Source organism: Rhizobium lentis, from assembly GCF_017352135.1.
GTDB lineage: Bacteria > Pseudomonadota > Alphaproteobacteria > Rhizobiales > Rhizobiaceae > Rhizobium > Rhizobium lentis.
This window is the reverse complement of record NZ_CP071455.1, coordinates 861,625-877,212: the sequence shown is the minus strand read 5'-3', so window position 1 is coordinate 877,212 and position 15,588 is coordinate 861,625. Positions and strand designations below refer to the sequence as shown.

The 15,588-nt window shown below is 61.2% G+C and carries 13 protein-coding genes and 1 pseudogene; 9 read left to right on the top strand and 5 right to left on the bottom strand.

Annotation, left to right across the window (positions count from 1 at the left end):
* Nucleotides 1-107 precede the first annotated feature (107 nt).
* Together J0663_RS26360 and J0663_RS26355 are read right to left on the bottom strand one after the other, a co-directional pair.
* Nucleotides 108-828, bottom strand: a pseudogene (locus J0663_RS26360) (SDR family NAD(P)-dependent oxidoreductase).
* 452 nt (nucleotides 829-1,280) lie between these two features.
* Nucleotides 1,281-2,153, bottom strand: coding sequence for a LysR family transcriptional regulator (locus tag J0663_RS26355; protein WP_207245511.1), 873 nt, complete (start codon nucleotides 2,151-2,153; stop codon nucleotides 1,281-1,283).
* Nucleotides 2,154-2,293: 140 nt separating this feature from the next.
* Between J0663_RS26355 and J0663_RS26350 the strand changes: the two genes are divergently transcribed.
* Together J0663_RS26350 and J0663_RS26345 are read left to right on the top strand one after the other, a co-directional pair.
* Entirely contained in the window at nucleotides 2,294-2,953 is a 660-nt protein-coding gene (locus tag J0663_RS26350; protein ID WP_207244936.1) for a hydrolase, read from the top strand.
* 233 nt (nucleotides 2,954-3,186) lie between these two features.
* Entirely contained in the window at nucleotides 3,187-4,122 is a 936-nt protein-coding gene (locus J0663_RS26345; protein WP_207244935.1) for a pirin family protein, read from the top strand.
* Between the two features lie 99 nt (nucleotides 4,123-4,221).
* Here the strand turns inward: J0663_RS26345 and J0663_RS26340 are convergent, their stop codons facing one another.
* Both J0663_RS26340 and J0663_RS26335 read right to left on the bottom strand, forming a co-directional pair.
* Nucleotides 4,222-7,101, bottom strand: a complete 2,880-nt coding sequence (locus J0663_RS26340; RefSeq protein ID WP_207244934.1) for an ATP-binding protein — start codon at nucleotides 7,099-7,101, stop codon at nucleotides 4,222-4,224.
* A gap of 641 nt (nucleotides 7,102-7,742) precedes the next feature.
* Complete coding sequence (locus J0663_RS26335) at nucleotides 7,743-8,015, bottom strand: hypothetical protein (protein WP_207245513.1); 273 nt, start codon at nucleotides 8,013-8,015, stop codon at nucleotides 7,743-7,745.
* On the opposite strand from J0663_RS26335, the gene J0663_RS26330 reads away from it, so the two are divergent.
* The 5 genes from J0663_RS26330 (at nucleotide 7,987) to J0663_RS26310 (ending at nucleotide 12,339) form a co-directional block, all read left to right on the top strand.
* Nucleotides 7,987-8,661 carry a type 1 glutamine amidotransferase domain-containing protein gene (locus J0663_RS26330; RefSeq protein ID WP_207244933.1) on the top strand — a complete coding sequence of 225 codons (675 nt, stop codon included), beginning with the start codon at nucleotides 7,987-7,989 and terminating at the stop codon, nucleotides 8,659-8,661. The genes J0663_RS26335 and J0663_RS26330 overlap by 29 nt on opposite strands.
* Before the next feature lie 87 nt (nucleotides 8,662-8,748).
* Nucleotides 8,749-9,045: a putative quinol monooxygenase gene (locus tag J0663_RS26325; protein WP_207244932.1), complete on the top strand. Its 297-nt coding sequence runs from the start codon at nucleotides 8,749-8,751 to the stop codon at nucleotides 9,043-9,045.
* Nucleotides 9,046-9,096: 51 nt separating this feature from the next.
* Entirely contained in the window at nucleotides 9,097-9,822 is a 726-nt protein-coding gene (locus J0663_RS26320; protein WP_207244931.1) for an alpha/beta hydrolase, read from the top strand.
* Between the two features lie 118 nt (nucleotides 9,823-9,940).
* Nucleotides 9,941-10,996 carry an NAD(P)-dependent alcohol dehydrogenase gene (locus J0663_RS26315; RefSeq protein ID WP_207244930.1) on the top strand — a complete coding sequence of 352 codons (1,056 nt, stop codon included), beginning with the start codon at nucleotides 9,941-9,943 and terminating at the stop codon, nucleotides 10,994-10,996.
* Between the two features lie 113 nt (nucleotides 10,997-11,109).
* Complete coding sequence (locus tag J0663_RS26310) at nucleotides 11,110-12,339, top strand: MFS transporter (RefSeq protein ID WP_207244929.1); 1,230 nt, start codon at nucleotides 11,110-11,112, stop codon at nucleotides 12,337-12,339.
* A gap of 254 nt (nucleotides 12,340-12,593) precedes the next feature.
* On the opposite strand, the gene J0663_RS26305 is transcribed toward J0663_RS26310, so the two are convergent.
* Nucleotides 12,594-13,544: a LysR family transcriptional regulator gene (locus tag J0663_RS26305; protein ID WP_207244928.1), complete on the bottom strand. Its 951-nt coding sequence runs from the start codon at nucleotides 13,542-13,544 to the stop codon at nucleotides 12,594-12,596.
* A gap of 90 nt (nucleotides 13,545-13,634) precedes the next feature.
* Here J0663_RS26305 and J0663_RS26300 point away from each other — a divergent pair, with 90 nt between their 5' ends.
* On the top strand, nucleotides 13,635-14,510 hold the full coding sequence (locus tag J0663_RS26300; RefSeq protein ID WP_207244927.1) for a dioxygenase family protein: 876 nt from the start codon (nucleotides 13,635-13,637) through the stop codon (nucleotides 14,508-14,510).
* Nucleotides 14,507-15,568, top strand: a complete 1,062-nt coding sequence (locus J0663_RS26295; protein WP_207244926.1) for a maleylacetate reductase — start codon at nucleotides 14,507-14,509, stop codon at nucleotides 15,566-15,568. The genes J0663_RS26300 and J0663_RS26295 overlap by 4 nt, the downstream gene beginning before the upstream one ends.
* Nucleotides 15,569-15,588 lie beyond the last annotated feature (20 nt).

Genomic DNA, 15,588 nt, shown 5'->3' with positions numbered 1-15,588 from the left:
TTACAGCGCCGGCGACAGGAGAAACCGTCAGGACAATGCTTAGCACCTCTCAGTCTGACGGCCATCGCAGCCGGAGCCACTGAGAGGTGCTCAGCTATCTGATCAGGCTAAGCGATTGCCCCTCCGTCTGCGGTTAGGGTTGCGCCGGTGATAATGCTGGCGGCAGGACTCGCAAGAAAGACTACGGCGTTGGCGATTTCGCATGGCTCGCCGTAGCGTCCCAGCGATGTCAGGCTGCGCTGGAAATCGGCAGCCGCGCCGTCGGCGGGGTTGGCATCCGTATCCGTCGCGCCTGGTTGCACGAGATTCACAGTTATGCCGTTTGGTCCCAGTTCGCGCGAGAGACCGCGGGTGAAGGAGGTGAGCGCCGCCTTAGACATGGCGTAAGGCGTAATTCCGGGAAAGGGTACCCGCTCGCCAAGGGCGGAACCGATCGTGATGATACGACCGCCTTCCCCCAAATGCGGGCACTGGCGCACGCACGTTGATGTCCATCAGGGCCTGATATTCTTCCACATCCAGATCGGCGATGGTTCCGGCATGGCCGATCGCTGCGCTGTTAACTAGGATGTCGAGCCCGCCGAGCACAGACACGGCTTTTTCTACCGCTTGAGCTATTGCGTTCGGATCGGCGCTGTCGGCCTGAATGGCGACCGCGCGCCGGCCGCGGCTTTCGATTTTTTTTGCCACCGCCGCAGCTTTCTCAACCGAACGGTGATAAGTGAACGCCACGTCGGCTCCTCTTTCGGCAAGCGCCTCGGCAATAGCTGCGCCGATACCGCGCGAGCCGCCGGTGACCAAGGCGCGCTTTCCCCTTAGATCGATCATGTTGGTCCTTTCCAATAATTTTTAGCGAAGTTTGAGCAAGGCCGAGAAGGCGCAGAAGCCATCGACGACCTGTTCGGCTTATCTTGTGATTCCACACGGTTCCCCGTAGTGACGGCGATGGCGACAAAGTGTTGCGCGGATAGGAACAGCGGCCAGGGCACTCGCTGTTCGGATTCTCGTCGGCGCGTGCGATAAACTTGCAGGCTCGCAGCGACGGTCCTCGCAGCCGCGCACCGCGCGTGGTGCCGCTCCACGCAGGGATCCACGGATTCCCCATACTCTTGCTGAGGCCTAAGCCGCAGGCATTTCAGATCCGGAGCTGCTGGGTTTTGACGCCCTCAGCGCGCGGGCCACTGCGACATGTACTACAAGCCTGAACCTGCGAACCAGGCGGTGATGCGGCTGGCCGAGTTTTACGCGGGACAGCTTGCGCCATAGATTCAAGGCCCTTTCTACGAGCCGGAATCGAAGCATTCAATCAGCATCTCTGTCAGCACACGAACCTTCTTGGCCGGATGCTGTCCGGGAGGCCTGACGACGAAGATGCCGGCCGGAGGCGGCGCGTGGCGTGGCATCACCTCGACGAGCGCACCCGAGGAGATATGTTCATCCGTAAGGCCGTTCGGGAGTCTTGCTATCCCGAGCCCTTCCAACGCGGCCGCAAGGAGCGCTACGCCGTTGTCGGCCTTGAAGCGTCCTTGTGGCCGAACGTTGAGGACTTGGTCTCCATCGGTGACCTGCCAGACTTCGGTTCCTTGCAAAAGAGCCTGATGGTTGAGAAGCTCCGCCGGCGTCTCCGGCGAACCATTGGCTGCAACGTACTCCGGGCTGGCGACAAATTTTCCATACAGTGGTCCGATACGTCTGGCGACGAGATTGGAATCCGGCAAATAGCCGACCCGAATGGCGCAGTCGAAACCTTCCGTGATGAGATCGACGAAGCGGTCGGTGTAGCAGGAGTAGACGTGTAGTTGCGGGTGCCGACGCGCCATTTGAGACAGGACGGGGGCGAAGTGCGTCGGACCAAATGAAAGTGGGGCTGCAACGCGCAGGCGGCCGCGGAGCTCTCCGGCCGGTAGGATCGTCTCGCGCGCCGCATCGATCTCGGCCGAGATTCTCGCCGCATAGTCTCGGAAAGTGGCGCCTTCTTCGGTAAGTGCGATCCCACGCGTCGTCCGCGCGACAAGCTGCGCGCCAAGATCTGCCTCAAGCCGGGCGATGCGCCTGCTGACCATTGACTTGGAGATGCCAAGGCGTTGCGCGGCAGGCGTCACTCCGCCGGCATCGGCAACTTCCACGAATGTCCTGAGATCCTCGATTTCCACGCGGCGTTCCCCTTTCTGCAACAGAGCTCACCTTAGACGAGGACTACCGTATCGCATGTGAGAATGACAGGGTTCGCGCGGACCGCCTCCCGAGGGAGCGTTCGCATGTGCCTCGACGAACCGCCAACCCAGGATATTCCATGACCTTTCGTAACGGCCTCAATTCACTCCTGCGTCCCGAAGATTCGGTGCTCGTTCTCATCGATCATCAACCCTATCAGCTCGCGAACGTAAACAGCCATGAGCCCACCATGGTGGTCAACAACACAGTGGGTTTGGCCAAGGCGGCCAAAGCCTTCGACGTTCCGACGATCCTCACCACGGTGATCGCAGAGCGTGGCGGCAACCTCTTCCCGCAAATCGCGGAGGTGTTTCCTGGCAAGGAGATCATCGACCGCACTCTTATCAACACCTGGCAGGATCAGAAGGTCGTCGATGTCGTGAAGGCGACCGGCCGCAAGCAACTGATCATCGCGGGTCTGTGGACAGAGGTATGCGTCGCTATGCCGGCAATTCAAGCTGCGGGCGAGGGCTGGGATGTCACCGTGATCACCGACGCCTCTGGCGCAGTCTCGGTCGAGGCGCACCAGGTCGCGATCCAGCGGATGATAGCTGCGGGCGTCAACATGATGACCTGGTTGGCGCTCGCGGCCGAATGGCAGCGCGACTGGGCTCGCGCCGAACAAGCGGCAAGGATCACAGACGTTATCGTCCAGCATGTTGGCGGTAGCGGGATTGCATATCTTTGGGAACAGCAGTTGCTCAACACTCCGGCGCCCAAGGCTGGCACAGGAATGTAATCGGGCTACACGTTGGCGAGCGAAAGCCGCGCAGCGGTCTTCGCTCGCCGACCACGTCCTCGCTTGAGCCGGCGATCAAACAGCCAATCGCCCCTAGCTTTTCGCTGCCTTGGCGCAACCGATCATGTGGACGTAGACCCGCGCGCGCGCAGACTATAGCTTGTGCGCTTCCGTCTCCTGCGGACCCCAAGGCAAACGCATCGGATGAAAACGCCACCAGAAGGACGTAGTAAATGAGCTGGAACCCCGGCATCGAACCCGGATGCCCCGATCAAGTGGGAATGGACGCGATTGAAACGCTGATCATCCCTCGAGCCCGCGACCTCGGCGGCTTCGAAGTCCGTCGCGCTCTGCCCGCGCCGAAACGGCAGATGGTCGGACCGTTCATCTTCTTCGATCAGGCCGGTCCCGCCGAACTCCTGACCGGGCAGGGCGTCGACGTTCGCCCCCATCCTCACATCGGTCTCGGCACCGTCACCTACCTCTACCGCGGCGACTTTCACCATCGGGACAGCACCGGCGCCGACCAGATCATAAGACCCGGAGAGTTGAACTGGATGGTCGCAGGCAGGGGTGTATCGCACTCGGAGCGCACGAGTGCCGCAGCACGGGGTGGTCCGAACAGCTTGTTCGGGATCCAGACATGGCTGGCTCTGCCAGAAAGTCATGAGGATGTGACCCCGTCATTCGAACATCACGCCAAGAACGCGCTGCCCATGATCGAGGATAACGGTATCTCGGCGCGACTTATCCTCGGTAGCGCTTACGGCGAGCAGGCGCCCGCCAGGATGTTTTCGGAAACCTTCTACGCGGACGTCGAACTGGCGCCGGCCGCGCGTCTGCCGATGCCGGACGAGCACGAGGATCGTGCAATCTACATCGTCGACGGTTCGATCTCCGTTGCCGGGCAAGAGTTCGGAGCGATGCAAATGATGGTGTTTCGTCCCGGAGACAGGATCACCGTGGCGGCGGGTGAAAAGGGCGCGCGGATCATGATCCTCGGCGGCGCCACCTTCTCAGGCCCCAGATATATCTGGTGGAATTTCGTTGCCTCGTCGAAGGAACGTATCGAAGAAGCAAAGGCGGAGTGGCGAGCCGGAAAGTGGGGGGAGGGACGCTTCGACCTTCCGATCGGCGATCGTGGTGAGTTCATTCCTCTTCCGGACTGACCGCGAGCCGCCCATCAAGGCGAGGGCTCAGCCATGTCGGAATGGAGTGACAGCAGCTAAGCTGCAGGAGTGAGCGACGAATTGCGGCTGGATCGGTTTTTAAACCTGTCTGTCCGCTCCAAGGTGCGCAAGTGAGGCGAGCAGGCCGGCTGCGACGGCAAGGTCCTGCGTTTCCAGCCCTTCAGTGAATTCATCATAAATAGGTTGCAGCATTTTGCGCGCATCATGCGCTCGCAATCGTACATGCCAGAGTTTTGCGAGGTCGCAAGCTGATCGTAATCGCCATGACAAGGCACCGATTTCCTGAGCCAGCGCGATCGACTCGATGAGAAGCGTCTCCGCCTCATCAGGCCGAACCTCGGCCATCAGAATTGAGGCCCGGATGCGCAGAAGCTCGGGAACGCACCATTGCTCGTTCTGCGCATGGGCACAATCGAGCGCTTCCTGGATGGTGGCGGCGGCGTCTGCCAGGCGGCCGCACTTCGCCAATGCGTCCGCAAAGCCGCCGAGATAGAATGGGAAACGCGCCAGATGCCTTATGGCGCGAAACTCCCCGACAGCTTGCTCGAGCAGGCCCAGTCCTTCGGCCGCCGTGTCGTCCTGAGCGCAGGCCACTGCACCGCGACAGAAAATTGCAACGGGCCGCCAGATGACGATACCGTGCCGTACGACTTGATCATCGAGCATCGCGACAAAGCGGCCACATTCTTGGTAATGCCTGCTCATAAGGAAAGTCAGGCTAGCCCATGCGAGAGCATTGCTCAGCGAAAGCTCATGCTCGGTCTTGCGCGCGAGCGCGATTGTGACCTCTGTGGTGCGAGCGGCCGTGTCAGGGAAACCCGTCAGCCACTGTATGTGCGACAGGATAATCCCGACATCGACATTTCCATCGTACAGGAAACGCGCAAACCGCGGGTCGTTGGAGTCTTTCAAGTCGTTCCCATAAAAACGTTCAATGCGTTGCCGGGCGCCTTCCAGTCGGCCGATGAGTAGATCGGCTACGGCCAAATGCGTTTCGCCGGCCGGCAACGCGGAAGGGTCCGCCGCGGTGGCGATTGAAATGAAGGTCTCAAGCGTCCTGATCCCGGCATCGTGCTCGCCGCTGAAGAGCTGGTATGTACCGATCATCCGCAGGCAACGGAGTTGATGGTCGATGTCGCCGATCCGGACGGCAATTTCCAATGCCCGTCGCATCGCATCCATGGCCACGGGTATGGCGCCGCGCGTGAACATCGTCGTGCCTGCGAACGACACCTGAAGTTGCATCTCTGCCGCCGTCCCGACAAGCCCCGCTGCATCGAGTTCCTCGAGCGCCCGCGAGACGCGAACGCGGCATTCTTCGGTAAAAGAGAAGTGGTTCCAGAGCAGGCTTCCCGCGAGCGCGAGCCGGGCGTACAGCGATTTGTCCGCCGCGACCCCTCCGGCCCAGTCCAGCGCCGAGCGCAGATCGTCGAGGACGCCTCCGTAGGCACCAGCCCAATCCGGGGCCGGCCTTTGCGCCCACTCGCTCGCTGCGCGCTCCAGAACCGTGCAAATATGCTCCGCATGCCGACGGCGGACGACCTCCTCCTCGCCGCTCAGTTGCAACCGCTCGCGACAATATCCGCGCGTCGTCTCCAGGAGGCGGTAGACAAGCTTGTCGGCAGCGACGTCAACCGAAAGCAGGGATTTTGCGGCCAGGTTGGCGACGTCGTCGATCACCTGCACCCGGTCGAGATCGTCGGCGGCGACGGCGCAGGCCGAATCTATATCGAACGAACCGGCAAAGACCGACAGCCGGCGCATGACCGCACATTCGCTCTCCGAGAGAGTATCGTAGCTCCAGTCGATCATCGCCGTCAGCGTGCGATGACGCTTGGGGCCGGCGCGATGCCCACTCAGCGAGCGAAATCGACCGTCCAGATGCGCGAGCAACCCGTCCGTGCCGAAGGAATCGACGCGCGTCGCCGCAAGTTCGATCGCCAATGCAAGGCCGTCGAGCCGCCGGCAAATTTCCGTAATCGTCAGCACGTTGGCGTCGCTTAGCTCGAATGACTCCAGCCTGTCGGTCGCGCGATCTACAAAGAGTTGGATGGCGGGATAGCCGAGCGCTTCGGCAGCTTTCAAGTCGGACGACGCAGGTGGCGCGTCCAATCCCGATAACCTGCGGACGCGTTCGCCTCTCACACCGAGCGGCTCTCGGCTGGTGGCGAGAATCCTGATGCCTGGCGCTTCGGCCAGGATCCGATCTGCACAGAAGGCAGCCGCTTCGATGATGTGCTCGCAATTGTCGAACACGAGGAGCATTTCGCAATCGCGGAGATAGCTGCCCAAGGCAGCGAGCATATTCGCAGAGTGCGTTGCCAGACCGATTGCAGCCGCGACGGCATAGGGCACGAGCGACGAATCCTTTAACCGCGCCAGATCGATCAGCCAGACACCTTCTCTGAACACGCCGATCGTCTGCTCGGCGACGGCAAGCGCAACCGTCGTCTTTCCGATGCCGCCGGCACCGACAATCGACACCAAGCGGGATGAATTCAACTCGCGTCGAATGGTTTCAATCGCGTCGGCCCTTCCGAAGACCCTCGTCGTCGCGATCGGTAAATTGTGGCTGCGCTTTCTCGCCGCCGCTGCGGTTGGCGCGAGGCCATACATTCTGACGACCTCGACTGGCGCAATGAACCTATAGCCCCGCCCGGTAACCGTCGCTATGTATTGCGTCGTCCCGGCGCCATCGCCGAGGGCTCGCCTCAAGGCAGCCATGTTGACCTTGAGGTTTCCGTCATCGACAACGACGTCCGGCCAAACGCGTGTAATCAATTCGCGCTTGTTGACCAGTTCCCCCGGGCGCTCGACCAGTGTCGTCAGGATGTCCAGAGCGCGGCCTCCTATGCGAACACGGGCATCGCCTTGCAAGAGCAACTGGCGCTCGGGAATGAGCACGAAAGGTCCAAAGGAGAAAGATCGGGAAATCCGCTCAGCAAGGTCGCTCGTCACAATCTTTTCCCTCAAGATTCCTTCTTACCGAACTGAACTTGATAGCAGTCTGCCGACCAGCCACCGAAGCGAAAGGCGCAGCGTCCAACTACGGGGCTGCTTATGAGCCTATCTGCGCGCCCGCTGGAATGTTGGCACAAAACAGCGGAAACCCGCGAGCCTCTCAAACGGATCGCGGCGCGGTACTCAGTTGAATCTTATCGAACGCGGAACCCGGCGCACTCGGACAACCATAAATATATTGCGAATAATCAATCTATAATACTCGTTCTCGGCCAGTATTGCGAGCACCCCAGGCAATGCTGCGCCGGTTCGAGCAGAACTGATTCAGCCGGCGGCGAAGGCCACCCAAGGCTTTCGGCCGGAACATCAGACGAGATATCAGCCGCGCCGGCGCCATTGGAACGGGATCAGCTGGCGAGAAAGTCTCGTCGCCGAATCTCATTACCAAATTTTACCATGATTAACGGGCGGCACGCGGCATTCCATGTAAACTCGCTGCATGAGTATAGATCCAGTTGCCCGACGCATGGATCGTCTTTGGTCGCGGATGGCCGCTCGCAGCGTGCGGCAGCCCAAGCGGCTAAGCATTTGAAGAAGTTCATTTAAGGAATTCAGCACCTCAGGAAGCGGCTATGGGTCTAACGGCACCAGGCGGCGATGGTGAGGTTGCGGTCGCATGAGGCGCGGATCGGCAAAGGATTGCCGAGCATGCGGCGCCCAGCATGCGGCGATGATGGCGAAGCGCAGAGGCGCCAGGCCACGGATTCAGTTGGCGGCCAGGCAGTGATGCTGTCGCATCCGTGCAAGGTCACCACTTCATTGAGACGGCGGACGCCGCCTTCAAGCGGAATCCTCGACTGAATCATTTTCAAGGGGAAAGCCATGACAAAACACGTCTTGTTCATCGTCACCAACGCACCCGTGATTGGCCCGCACAATCGCAAGACCGGCTTCTTTTTCGCCGAGGTCGCTCATCCTTTCGATGAGCTCGACAAGGCCGGGATCGCAGTCGAGTTCTCCTCACCTGCCGGGGGATGGACGCCCTACGACGCCTACGACGAGAAGGACCCTGCTCAGAAGGGATTTCTCGAAAGCAAGGCCTTTCGCCGCCTCAATCACAGCCGCAAGTTGGCCGAGGTGGATGCCGCGGATTACGATGCCATCCTGATCCCCGGCGGCCTCGGGCCGATGGTCGACATCCAACGGAATGCCGATGTCCAGAAGGCTGTCGTGCGCGCCTGGAGCACGGGCAAGCTCGTGAGCGCCGTTTGTCACGGCCCGTGCTCTCTGCTCGGAGTGGACCTCGGCGACGGCACGCCGTTCGTGCGCGGCAAGAAGCTCACCTCCTTCTCGAAGAAAGAGGAATATGACTACGCCAGAGAAGACGTGCCCTATGAACTCGAGGACGCGTTAAGAGCGGAAGGCGCCGAGTACTCGTCCACGTCCAACTGGGAACCTCACGTTGTCGTTGATGGTCGCCTCATCACCGGCCAGAATCCCGCGTCGGCGGGACCGCTCGCAAAGCAGTTGCTCGCCGCTCTGAACGAGTCGGCGTGAGTCTCTGAGCAAGACCCCGGGCGTGTCGTCGCGACCCGCCCTCTGGCAGACGGGGGCCGACAGCTCGCGCCCAGATCGGAATGAACCATGTCCACTCACACGAAAATTGTGGCTATCCTGACCGCGCGCCCAGGCAAGGTATCCGAACTCGGAGCGTTTCTCTCGGCAATGCGACTACGCAGCCGGGCCGAGCCCGGAAATCTGCGGTGGGATATCTGGCGAGACAAGGCCAATGCCGACCGCTTCGTGCTCGATGAACTTTATGTCGACGAAGCGGCCGCCGCCGCGCATCGCGACACCCCGCACTTCAAGGACTATGCCGCCAGGATCGGCGAGCTCGCCGACCGAACTCCAATCACTCTCGACCCAGTCGAGGTCGATTAACCCACTGGAGAGAATGCGATGAAATGCGCGATAACAGGATTGCTCACTGTCATGATCACAACCGCTTCCGCCGTCGTCGGCCACGCGGCCGACAAGCCCGTGTCCATCGTGCTGGTGCACGGCGCATTCGTCGATGCTTCGGGCTGGCAGGCCGTCTACGGCATCCTTTCCGCCGACGGCTACGAGGTTCTGGCCGTCCAGAATCCAACCGTTACCCTGCAGGGTGACGTCGACGCCACCAGGCAGGTCATTGCCCGGGCCAGCAAACCCGTCGTTCTGGTTGGTCACTCCTATGGCGGGGCGGTAATTTCCGAGGCCGGCAGCCTGCCCAAGGTCAAGAGCCTGGTTTACCTGGCGGCATTTGCGCCTGAAGCAGGTGAGTCGGTCCACGACATCGCCACGGTGCCGACGCCGGGCGAAGACAAGGCGCCGCTGCTTCCGCCAAGCGACGGTTTCCTCCTGGTGGACTCGGCCAAGTTCCCGACGGCTTTCGCAGCGGACGTCGACCCCGCCAAGACCCGGTTCATGGCCGAGTCTCAGGTTCCATGGGGGCTCGCCGCCGTAGAGGGCAAAGTCACGGCGCCGGCCTGGAAGGACAAGCCCACCTACTTCATGGTGACAAAAAACGACCACATGATCCCGCCCAGCCAGCAGCGTTCTATGGCAGCGCGTGCCGGCGCCAAGGTCGTTGAAATCGACTCCAGCCACGCCGTGATGCTCTCGCATCCGCAGGACGTCGCAGACTTTATCGCCAGCGCGGCTGCGCCGGCGAACTGAGACAACACGCCCATACCAGCTTAACGTCCTTACCAAGAGTGCCGGAAGAAATTGAGGAGAGTGCTGCGGCAGAGGCAGCCATCGAGGAAGCCAAGCTTATCGAGGAGAGGAGAAAAACATGAGAGCCGCACGCATACTCCAGTATCGCAAGCCGCTCGTCCTGGAAGAGATAGCGGTTCCCGATATCAAGGCGGACGAAGTTCTGGTCAAGGTCGCGGCATGCGGGATGTGCCGCTCCGACGTTCTTCTGGTCGACGGATTTTTCCAGAACTACGGCGATATTCCCCCGCCGGTCATCCCCGGCCACGAGATCACCGGCACCATAGAGAAGATTGGCGACGTCGTTTTAAAAGCCGCGGGGCTCGAAGAAGGTGATCATGTCGTGGTCGCGCCCGGATGGGGCGATGGCGTATGTCGCCATTGCCAGGTCGGCAACACGCATATCTGCGCCAACGTGCGTTGGCCCGGCTTCGGCACCTATGGTGGCTTTGCGGAATATATTCCCGTTCCGGCACGCTACGTGATCAAGGTCGCGAAGCATTTGAAATTTGAAGAGCTTGCTCCACTCACCGATGCCGGATTGACGCCCTATCGCGGCATCAAGAAGATCCGCGATGCTGGTGGCCTCGGGCCTGATCGGGTGATCGGCGTGTTCGGCATCGGCGGCCTCGGTGCCTATGCGGTACAATATGCCAAGCTGCTTGGCGGTGGTGCGGCCGTCGTTGCATTCGCCCGCAATCCGGACAAGCTGGCCATCGCAAAGGGCTATGGAGCCGACCACATCATCGATATCAAAGGCAAGTCCGCTGGCGATATCGGCAAGGAGCTCAAGAAGGCCACCGGGCAGGACAAGCTCGATGCAATCATCGATTGCGCCGGCGCCCGTGAGATGATGCAACTGGGTTTCGCCTTATTGGCGATCAGTGGCCACTATGCCGATGTCGGCTTCATTGCCGATCGCATCGACATTCCGTTGTTCCCGCGAGTTTCCGGCGAGCAGACGTTTCATGGGTCTTTCTGGGGCAATAACGCCGACCTCAACGAGGTGATGGCGCTCGCCGCCGCAGGCAAAATCCAACACACGATCAAGACGATCAGTTTCGATGAGATCAACGAATATCTCGATCTGCAACGGGACAATAAGGTTGTCGGGCGGGCGGTCGTGAAATTCTGATGCCCTGAGGGTCGCCCGACGGCATCGCGGCCGCGCCTGAATTGGCGAGGTTCGACGCGGATCGAGGCCGGCAATCATCAACCCACCCTGAAGCGGTGCACAGGAGTTCGAGCATGCTCCAAAAAGCATTTGAACCTCAATGTAAGGCAGTCAGTTCCCATTGCACGGACAAGACGCAGCATCGGCGCCGGGGCCTGACTTTGTTTGCACTTGCCCTTGGAAGCTTCTGCATCGGAACCTCCGAATTCGCCAGCATGGGGGTTCTGCAGCTCTTTGCCGAAAGCCTTGATATCAGCATACCGGTGGCGACGAACGCGATCACCGCCTATGCCTTTGGCGTCGTGATCGGGGCTCCGCTCGTCACTCTGGCGGCTGCCCGCTTCAACCGGAAGACTCTGCTCCTGGCGTTGCTCTGCATTTTCATCGTTGGCAACGTACTCTCGGCGATCGCAGTCAATCTCGGCATGTTCGCCTTCGCCCGCTTCGTCAGCGGGATGCCCCAAGGCGCCTATTTCGGGGCCGGCGCTGTCGTCGCCTCCTACATCGTTGGCCCTGGACACGGCGGCAAGGCTTTTGCGCTTGTCATGACAGGGCTTACCGTCGCAACGATCATCGGTTCTCCAGTCGCTACCTTCCTCGGGCAGAATCTCGGTTGGCGGAACACCTATTTCGCCGTTGCCGGCGTAGGTTTTCTGGCGCTCCTGGCGCTGTCGGTATGGGTACCGCGGACTGACGCGTTGAATGGCGGACCGATCGCGCAAGAGTTGAGCTCGCTTCGTCGCGCATCTGTCTGGAACATGATGCTCGTCGCCGCGCTGGGGATCGCCAGCATTTTTGCCGTTTACACCTTCATTGGGCCATTCGTGACCGATATTGCAGGGATAGACCAGGCCTGGATTCCACCAGCGCTCGCTCTTTTCGGTATCGGCATGACGCTAGGCAATCTGATTGGCGGACGGCTTGCCGATAGCCACCCCTCGAGGGGGCTCATCATCGGTTTCGGCGGAGCGTTGATCGTGCTCGCATTTCTTGCATCCTTCGGCGGCAATGTTGTGCTGCTCATGACCGGCCTCTTCGGTGTCGGCACCACGATGATGATTGCGATCCCCACGATCCAAGTGAGGTTAACAAGCTTTGCCCCGGAAGCGCCGACATTGATGGGCGCCATGAACCTCGCGGCACTCAATGTTGCCAACGCCATCGGCGCCTGGGCCGGCGGGGCGGCAATCGCCGCGGGATTTGGCCTCCTTTCTGCAGTCTGGGCCGGCTTCGCCCTCACGTTTCTTGGCCTGATTGTGTTCGCCATCACGCAGCCACGTGCGCCCCAACTCGCCGAGGCGTGATCATCAATGCACAGCTTGAGGAATCGACGCAGAACTGCTGAACTGGATCTTCGCCATTCGCGCGGGGAGGCGGACCTACAGCGCCCGGTGGTGGGCAGGGCTGTCGATCACTCGGGACCCATTCGAGCGCCATGGCAGCGAAGTTGTCGCTCAGCGGCGCCGGCAGGATGGCTTGACGGTAACATGAGTTCCCTAACGGTCGACCTTGCCTGAGCGTAGCAGGGTTAAGCAGGCGGTGGGTACGCGCTGCGCAACTACTGCCCCCAGATCACCGCTTCTTCGTGACGCTTGATAAGATGACGCAGGCTCTCAAAACCAGTGCGGATGAAGCCTGCGAAGTGGTCGACAGCAGGCGAGCGAGGTGCGTCGGTGCGCTTGAGGATGGCGAGCGCCCGCTCGGGGTGCGGGATGGTGATCGGTAGTGCCGTGATCGCCTTTTCCTTGCGCTGCGCGAACACGACACTGTGTGGCATCACTGTCAGCGCGTCTGCAGCCTTCAGGTAATTGATGACACCCATCAGCGAACCGCCGGAATAACGGATCTTCAGCTCGGTGGCGCCAAAGGACAGAAGCAGGGCGCGCAGATCGGCGAGCAGTGGACTGCCCGGTGGCGGCGCAATCCATGGGTATTCCAGAAGATGGCTCGGCTGCGGCCGGCGCTTCAGAAGCAGCGGATGCGTCGAGCGGCAGGCGATCACATTGCGTCCCGGGAGGATCTGCTGGAACTCAAGGCCGGATCCTTCGTCGAGAATATCGATCGGGCAGATGGCAATGTCGATCTGGTCAGCCTTCAGCGCCGCCCTGAGATCGGGGAAGTATCCGTAGCTCTGGTCGATGCGAACGTCCGGATGCGTCTGCTGGAACTCGGCGCAAAGCTGGGCGATCAGGGCGTCCATGAAGAACGGCGTGCCGCCAACCCGTACGGTGCCGCTGCGGCCGACCCTGAAACTGTCGACCAGATCGGATGCCTTGCGGGAAGCGGCAAGCATCACTAGGCCATGCTCGGCAAGCGACAGGCCGAATGGGGTTGGCTGCAGTGGCCTGCGGCCCTTAATAAAAAGTGGCTCGCCCAGACGCTTTTCCAGCATCGACAGCGTTCGCGACACGGCCGGCTGCGCCATGCCGAGCAGGGCAGCACCCTCGGTTACGCCCCCGGCCTTGACGACGGCGGCGAGCTGCATGAGATGGCGTTCATCCAGTTTCATAGCAATATGTTATATTGAACGGTAACTAAATCATCAATGCATCTATTTCCCTATGCTACTTTGCCGCATGTCCATCGGGAGGAGATGAGCATGGCTGCGCAAACCCAGGCGCTCACATTCAGCGAGGCGACCTCGTCGCAAGCCTTTGCCGAGCGTTTTCCGGCGAACAGGAACGGCAAGCTTGCCGAGCTGATCGCCGCAGCCGTCATGCATGTCCACGAGCTGATCAAGGAGTTCCGCCCCACTCAGGACGACTGGCGCAAGGTTCTACTTTTTCTGACCGAGGTCGGGCATGCCTCCGACGAACGGCGCCAGGAATGGGTGCTTCTCTCGGACCTGATCGGCGCGTCGGCTCTGGTCGAGGAAATCAATTCCCGCCGTCCCAAGGGCGCCACCCCGAATACCATCCGCGGACCCTTCTATCGCGACAACGCGCCGGCGCGCGCGCCCGGATCGTCGATTTCCATCGACGGCAAGGGTGAGCCGCTCGTGGTATCGGTCCGCGTCCAGGATCTCGACGGCCTGCCGATCGCCGATGCCGAAGTCGTCACCTGGCAGGCCAACGCCGAGGGCTTTTACGAGAACCAGCAGCCGGACCTTCAGCCGGAGCACAACCTGCGTGGGCTGTTTCGCACGAATGCAGAGGGGCGCTTTCACTATCGGTCCGTCGTGCCAGCTGGTTACGGCGTTCCGAGCGATGGCCCTGTCGGCCGCCTGCTTTCAGGAGCGGGATATCCCCTTCACCGTCCGGCGCATCTGCATTTCGTGGTGCGCGCCAAGGGCTTTGAGACGATCACCACACATATCTACGATTCCCGCGATCCGCATCTTGGCGAGGACGCGCTGTTCGGCGTCCGGCCGGAACTCATTGCCAGGTTCGAGCCTGTAGAGGTCGGCGGCAAGCGCGGCCAAGCGGTCGAGCTCACCTTCGTCATGGTGCGTTCCAGGCCGGGGAGGGCGTCATGAGCAGAGCATTTTCCTTTGTGGGCAGTCCGGCCCGGATCGTGTTCGGCGTGGGTTCCAAAGCCGCCGTCGGCGAGTGGATCGCAAAATCCGGATGCCGGCGCGCATTGGTACTCTCGACGCCACATCAGAAGGCCGATGCCGAGGCTCTGGCGCTGGAGATCGGCGAGCTCGGCTGCGGCGTCTTTGCCGGTGCGGCCATGCATACGCCTGTCGATGTTACGGATGCGGCAATGAAGGTGGTCACCGAGACGGGGGCGGATTGTGTCGTTTCGCTCGGCGGTGGATCGACGACCGGGCTCGGCAAGGCGATCGCCTATCGCACCGACATCCTGCAGATCGTGGTACCGACGACCTATGCGGGGTCGGAGGTGACGCCGATCCTCGGACAGACGGAGGGCGGGCGCAAGACGACGGTGCGTGACGCGAAGATTCTCCCGGAGATCGTTATTTACGATCCGGCGCTGACGTACGGGCTGCCGGTGTCAATGAGCATAACCAGCGGCCTGAACGCGATGGCCCATGCCGTCGAGGGTCTCTATGCACAGGACCGCAATCCCATCTCGACGCTGATGGCTCTCGAAGGCTTGCGCGCCTTTGCCCGCAGTTTGCCCGTCATCATCAAATCACCAGGGGACGAAGAGGCCCGCAGCGACGCGCTTTACGGCGCCTGGCTGTGCGGTACGGTGCTCGGTACCGTCGGCATGGCCCTGCATCATAAGATCTGCCACACGCTCGGCGGCTCCTTTGATACGCCGCATGCGGAAACGCATGCAGTGATGCTGCCGCATACGGCTGCCTTCAATGCAATTGCCGCGGAGCCGGAGTTGGCGGGTGCGGCTGAGATCTTCGAGGGCTCGATCGGCGGCGGGCTCTGGGACTTCGCCAGGGCGATCGGTGCGCCGCTGTCGCTCAAGGAATTTGGATTGACGGAGGCCGATCTCGATCGCGCCGCATCGATTGCGGTCGAGAACCCCTACTGGAATCCCCGGCCCATCGGCCGGGACTCGATCCGAATGCTTTTACAGGATGCTTGGGAAGGCCGGCGCCCGGCCAATTGAACGCCGCGGCACGCGCTCTT

Bases quoted from the DNA above. Each gene is read 5' to 3' on its own strand.
- J0663_RS26350 (WP_207244936.1), top strand. From the start codon at position 2,294: ATGACCTTTCGTAACGGCCTCAATTCACTCCTGCGTCCCGAAGATTCG.
- J0663_RS26325 (WP_207244932.1), top strand. From the start codon at position 8,749: ATGTCCACTCACACGAAAATTGTGGCTATCCTGACCGCGCGCCCAGGC.
- J0663_RS26310 (WP_207244929.1), top strand. From the start codon at position 11,110: ATGCTCCAAAAAGCATTTGAACCTCAATGTAAGGCAGTCAGTTCCCAT.
- J0663_RS26345 (WP_207244935.1), top strand. From the start codon at position 3,187: ATGAGCTGGAACCCCGGCATCGAACCCGGATGCCCCGATCAAGTGGGA.
- J0663_RS26320 (WP_207244931.1), top strand. From the start codon at position 9,097: ATGATCACAACCGCTTCCGCCGTCGTCGGCCACGCGGCCGACAAGCCC.
- J0663_RS26315 (WP_207244930.1), top strand. From the start codon at position 9,941: ATGAGAGCCGCACGCATACTCCAGTATCGCAAGCCGCTCGTCCTGGAA.
- J0663_RS26330 (WP_207244933.1), top strand. From the start codon at position 7,987: ATGACAAAACACGTCTTGTTCATCGTCACCAACGCACCCGTGATTGGC.
- J0663_RS26295 (WP_207244926.1), top strand. From the start codon at position 14,507: ATGAGCAGAGCATTTTCCTTTGTGGGCAGTCCGGCCCGGATCGTGTTC.
- J0663_RS26305 (WP_207244928.1), bottom strand. From the start codon at position 13,544: ATGAAACTGGATGAACGCCATCTCATGCAGCTCGCCGCCGTCGTCAAG.
- J0663_RS26300 (WP_207244927.1), top strand. From the start codon at position 13,635: ATGGCTGCGCAAACCCAGGCGCTCACATTCAGCGAGGCGACCTCGTCG.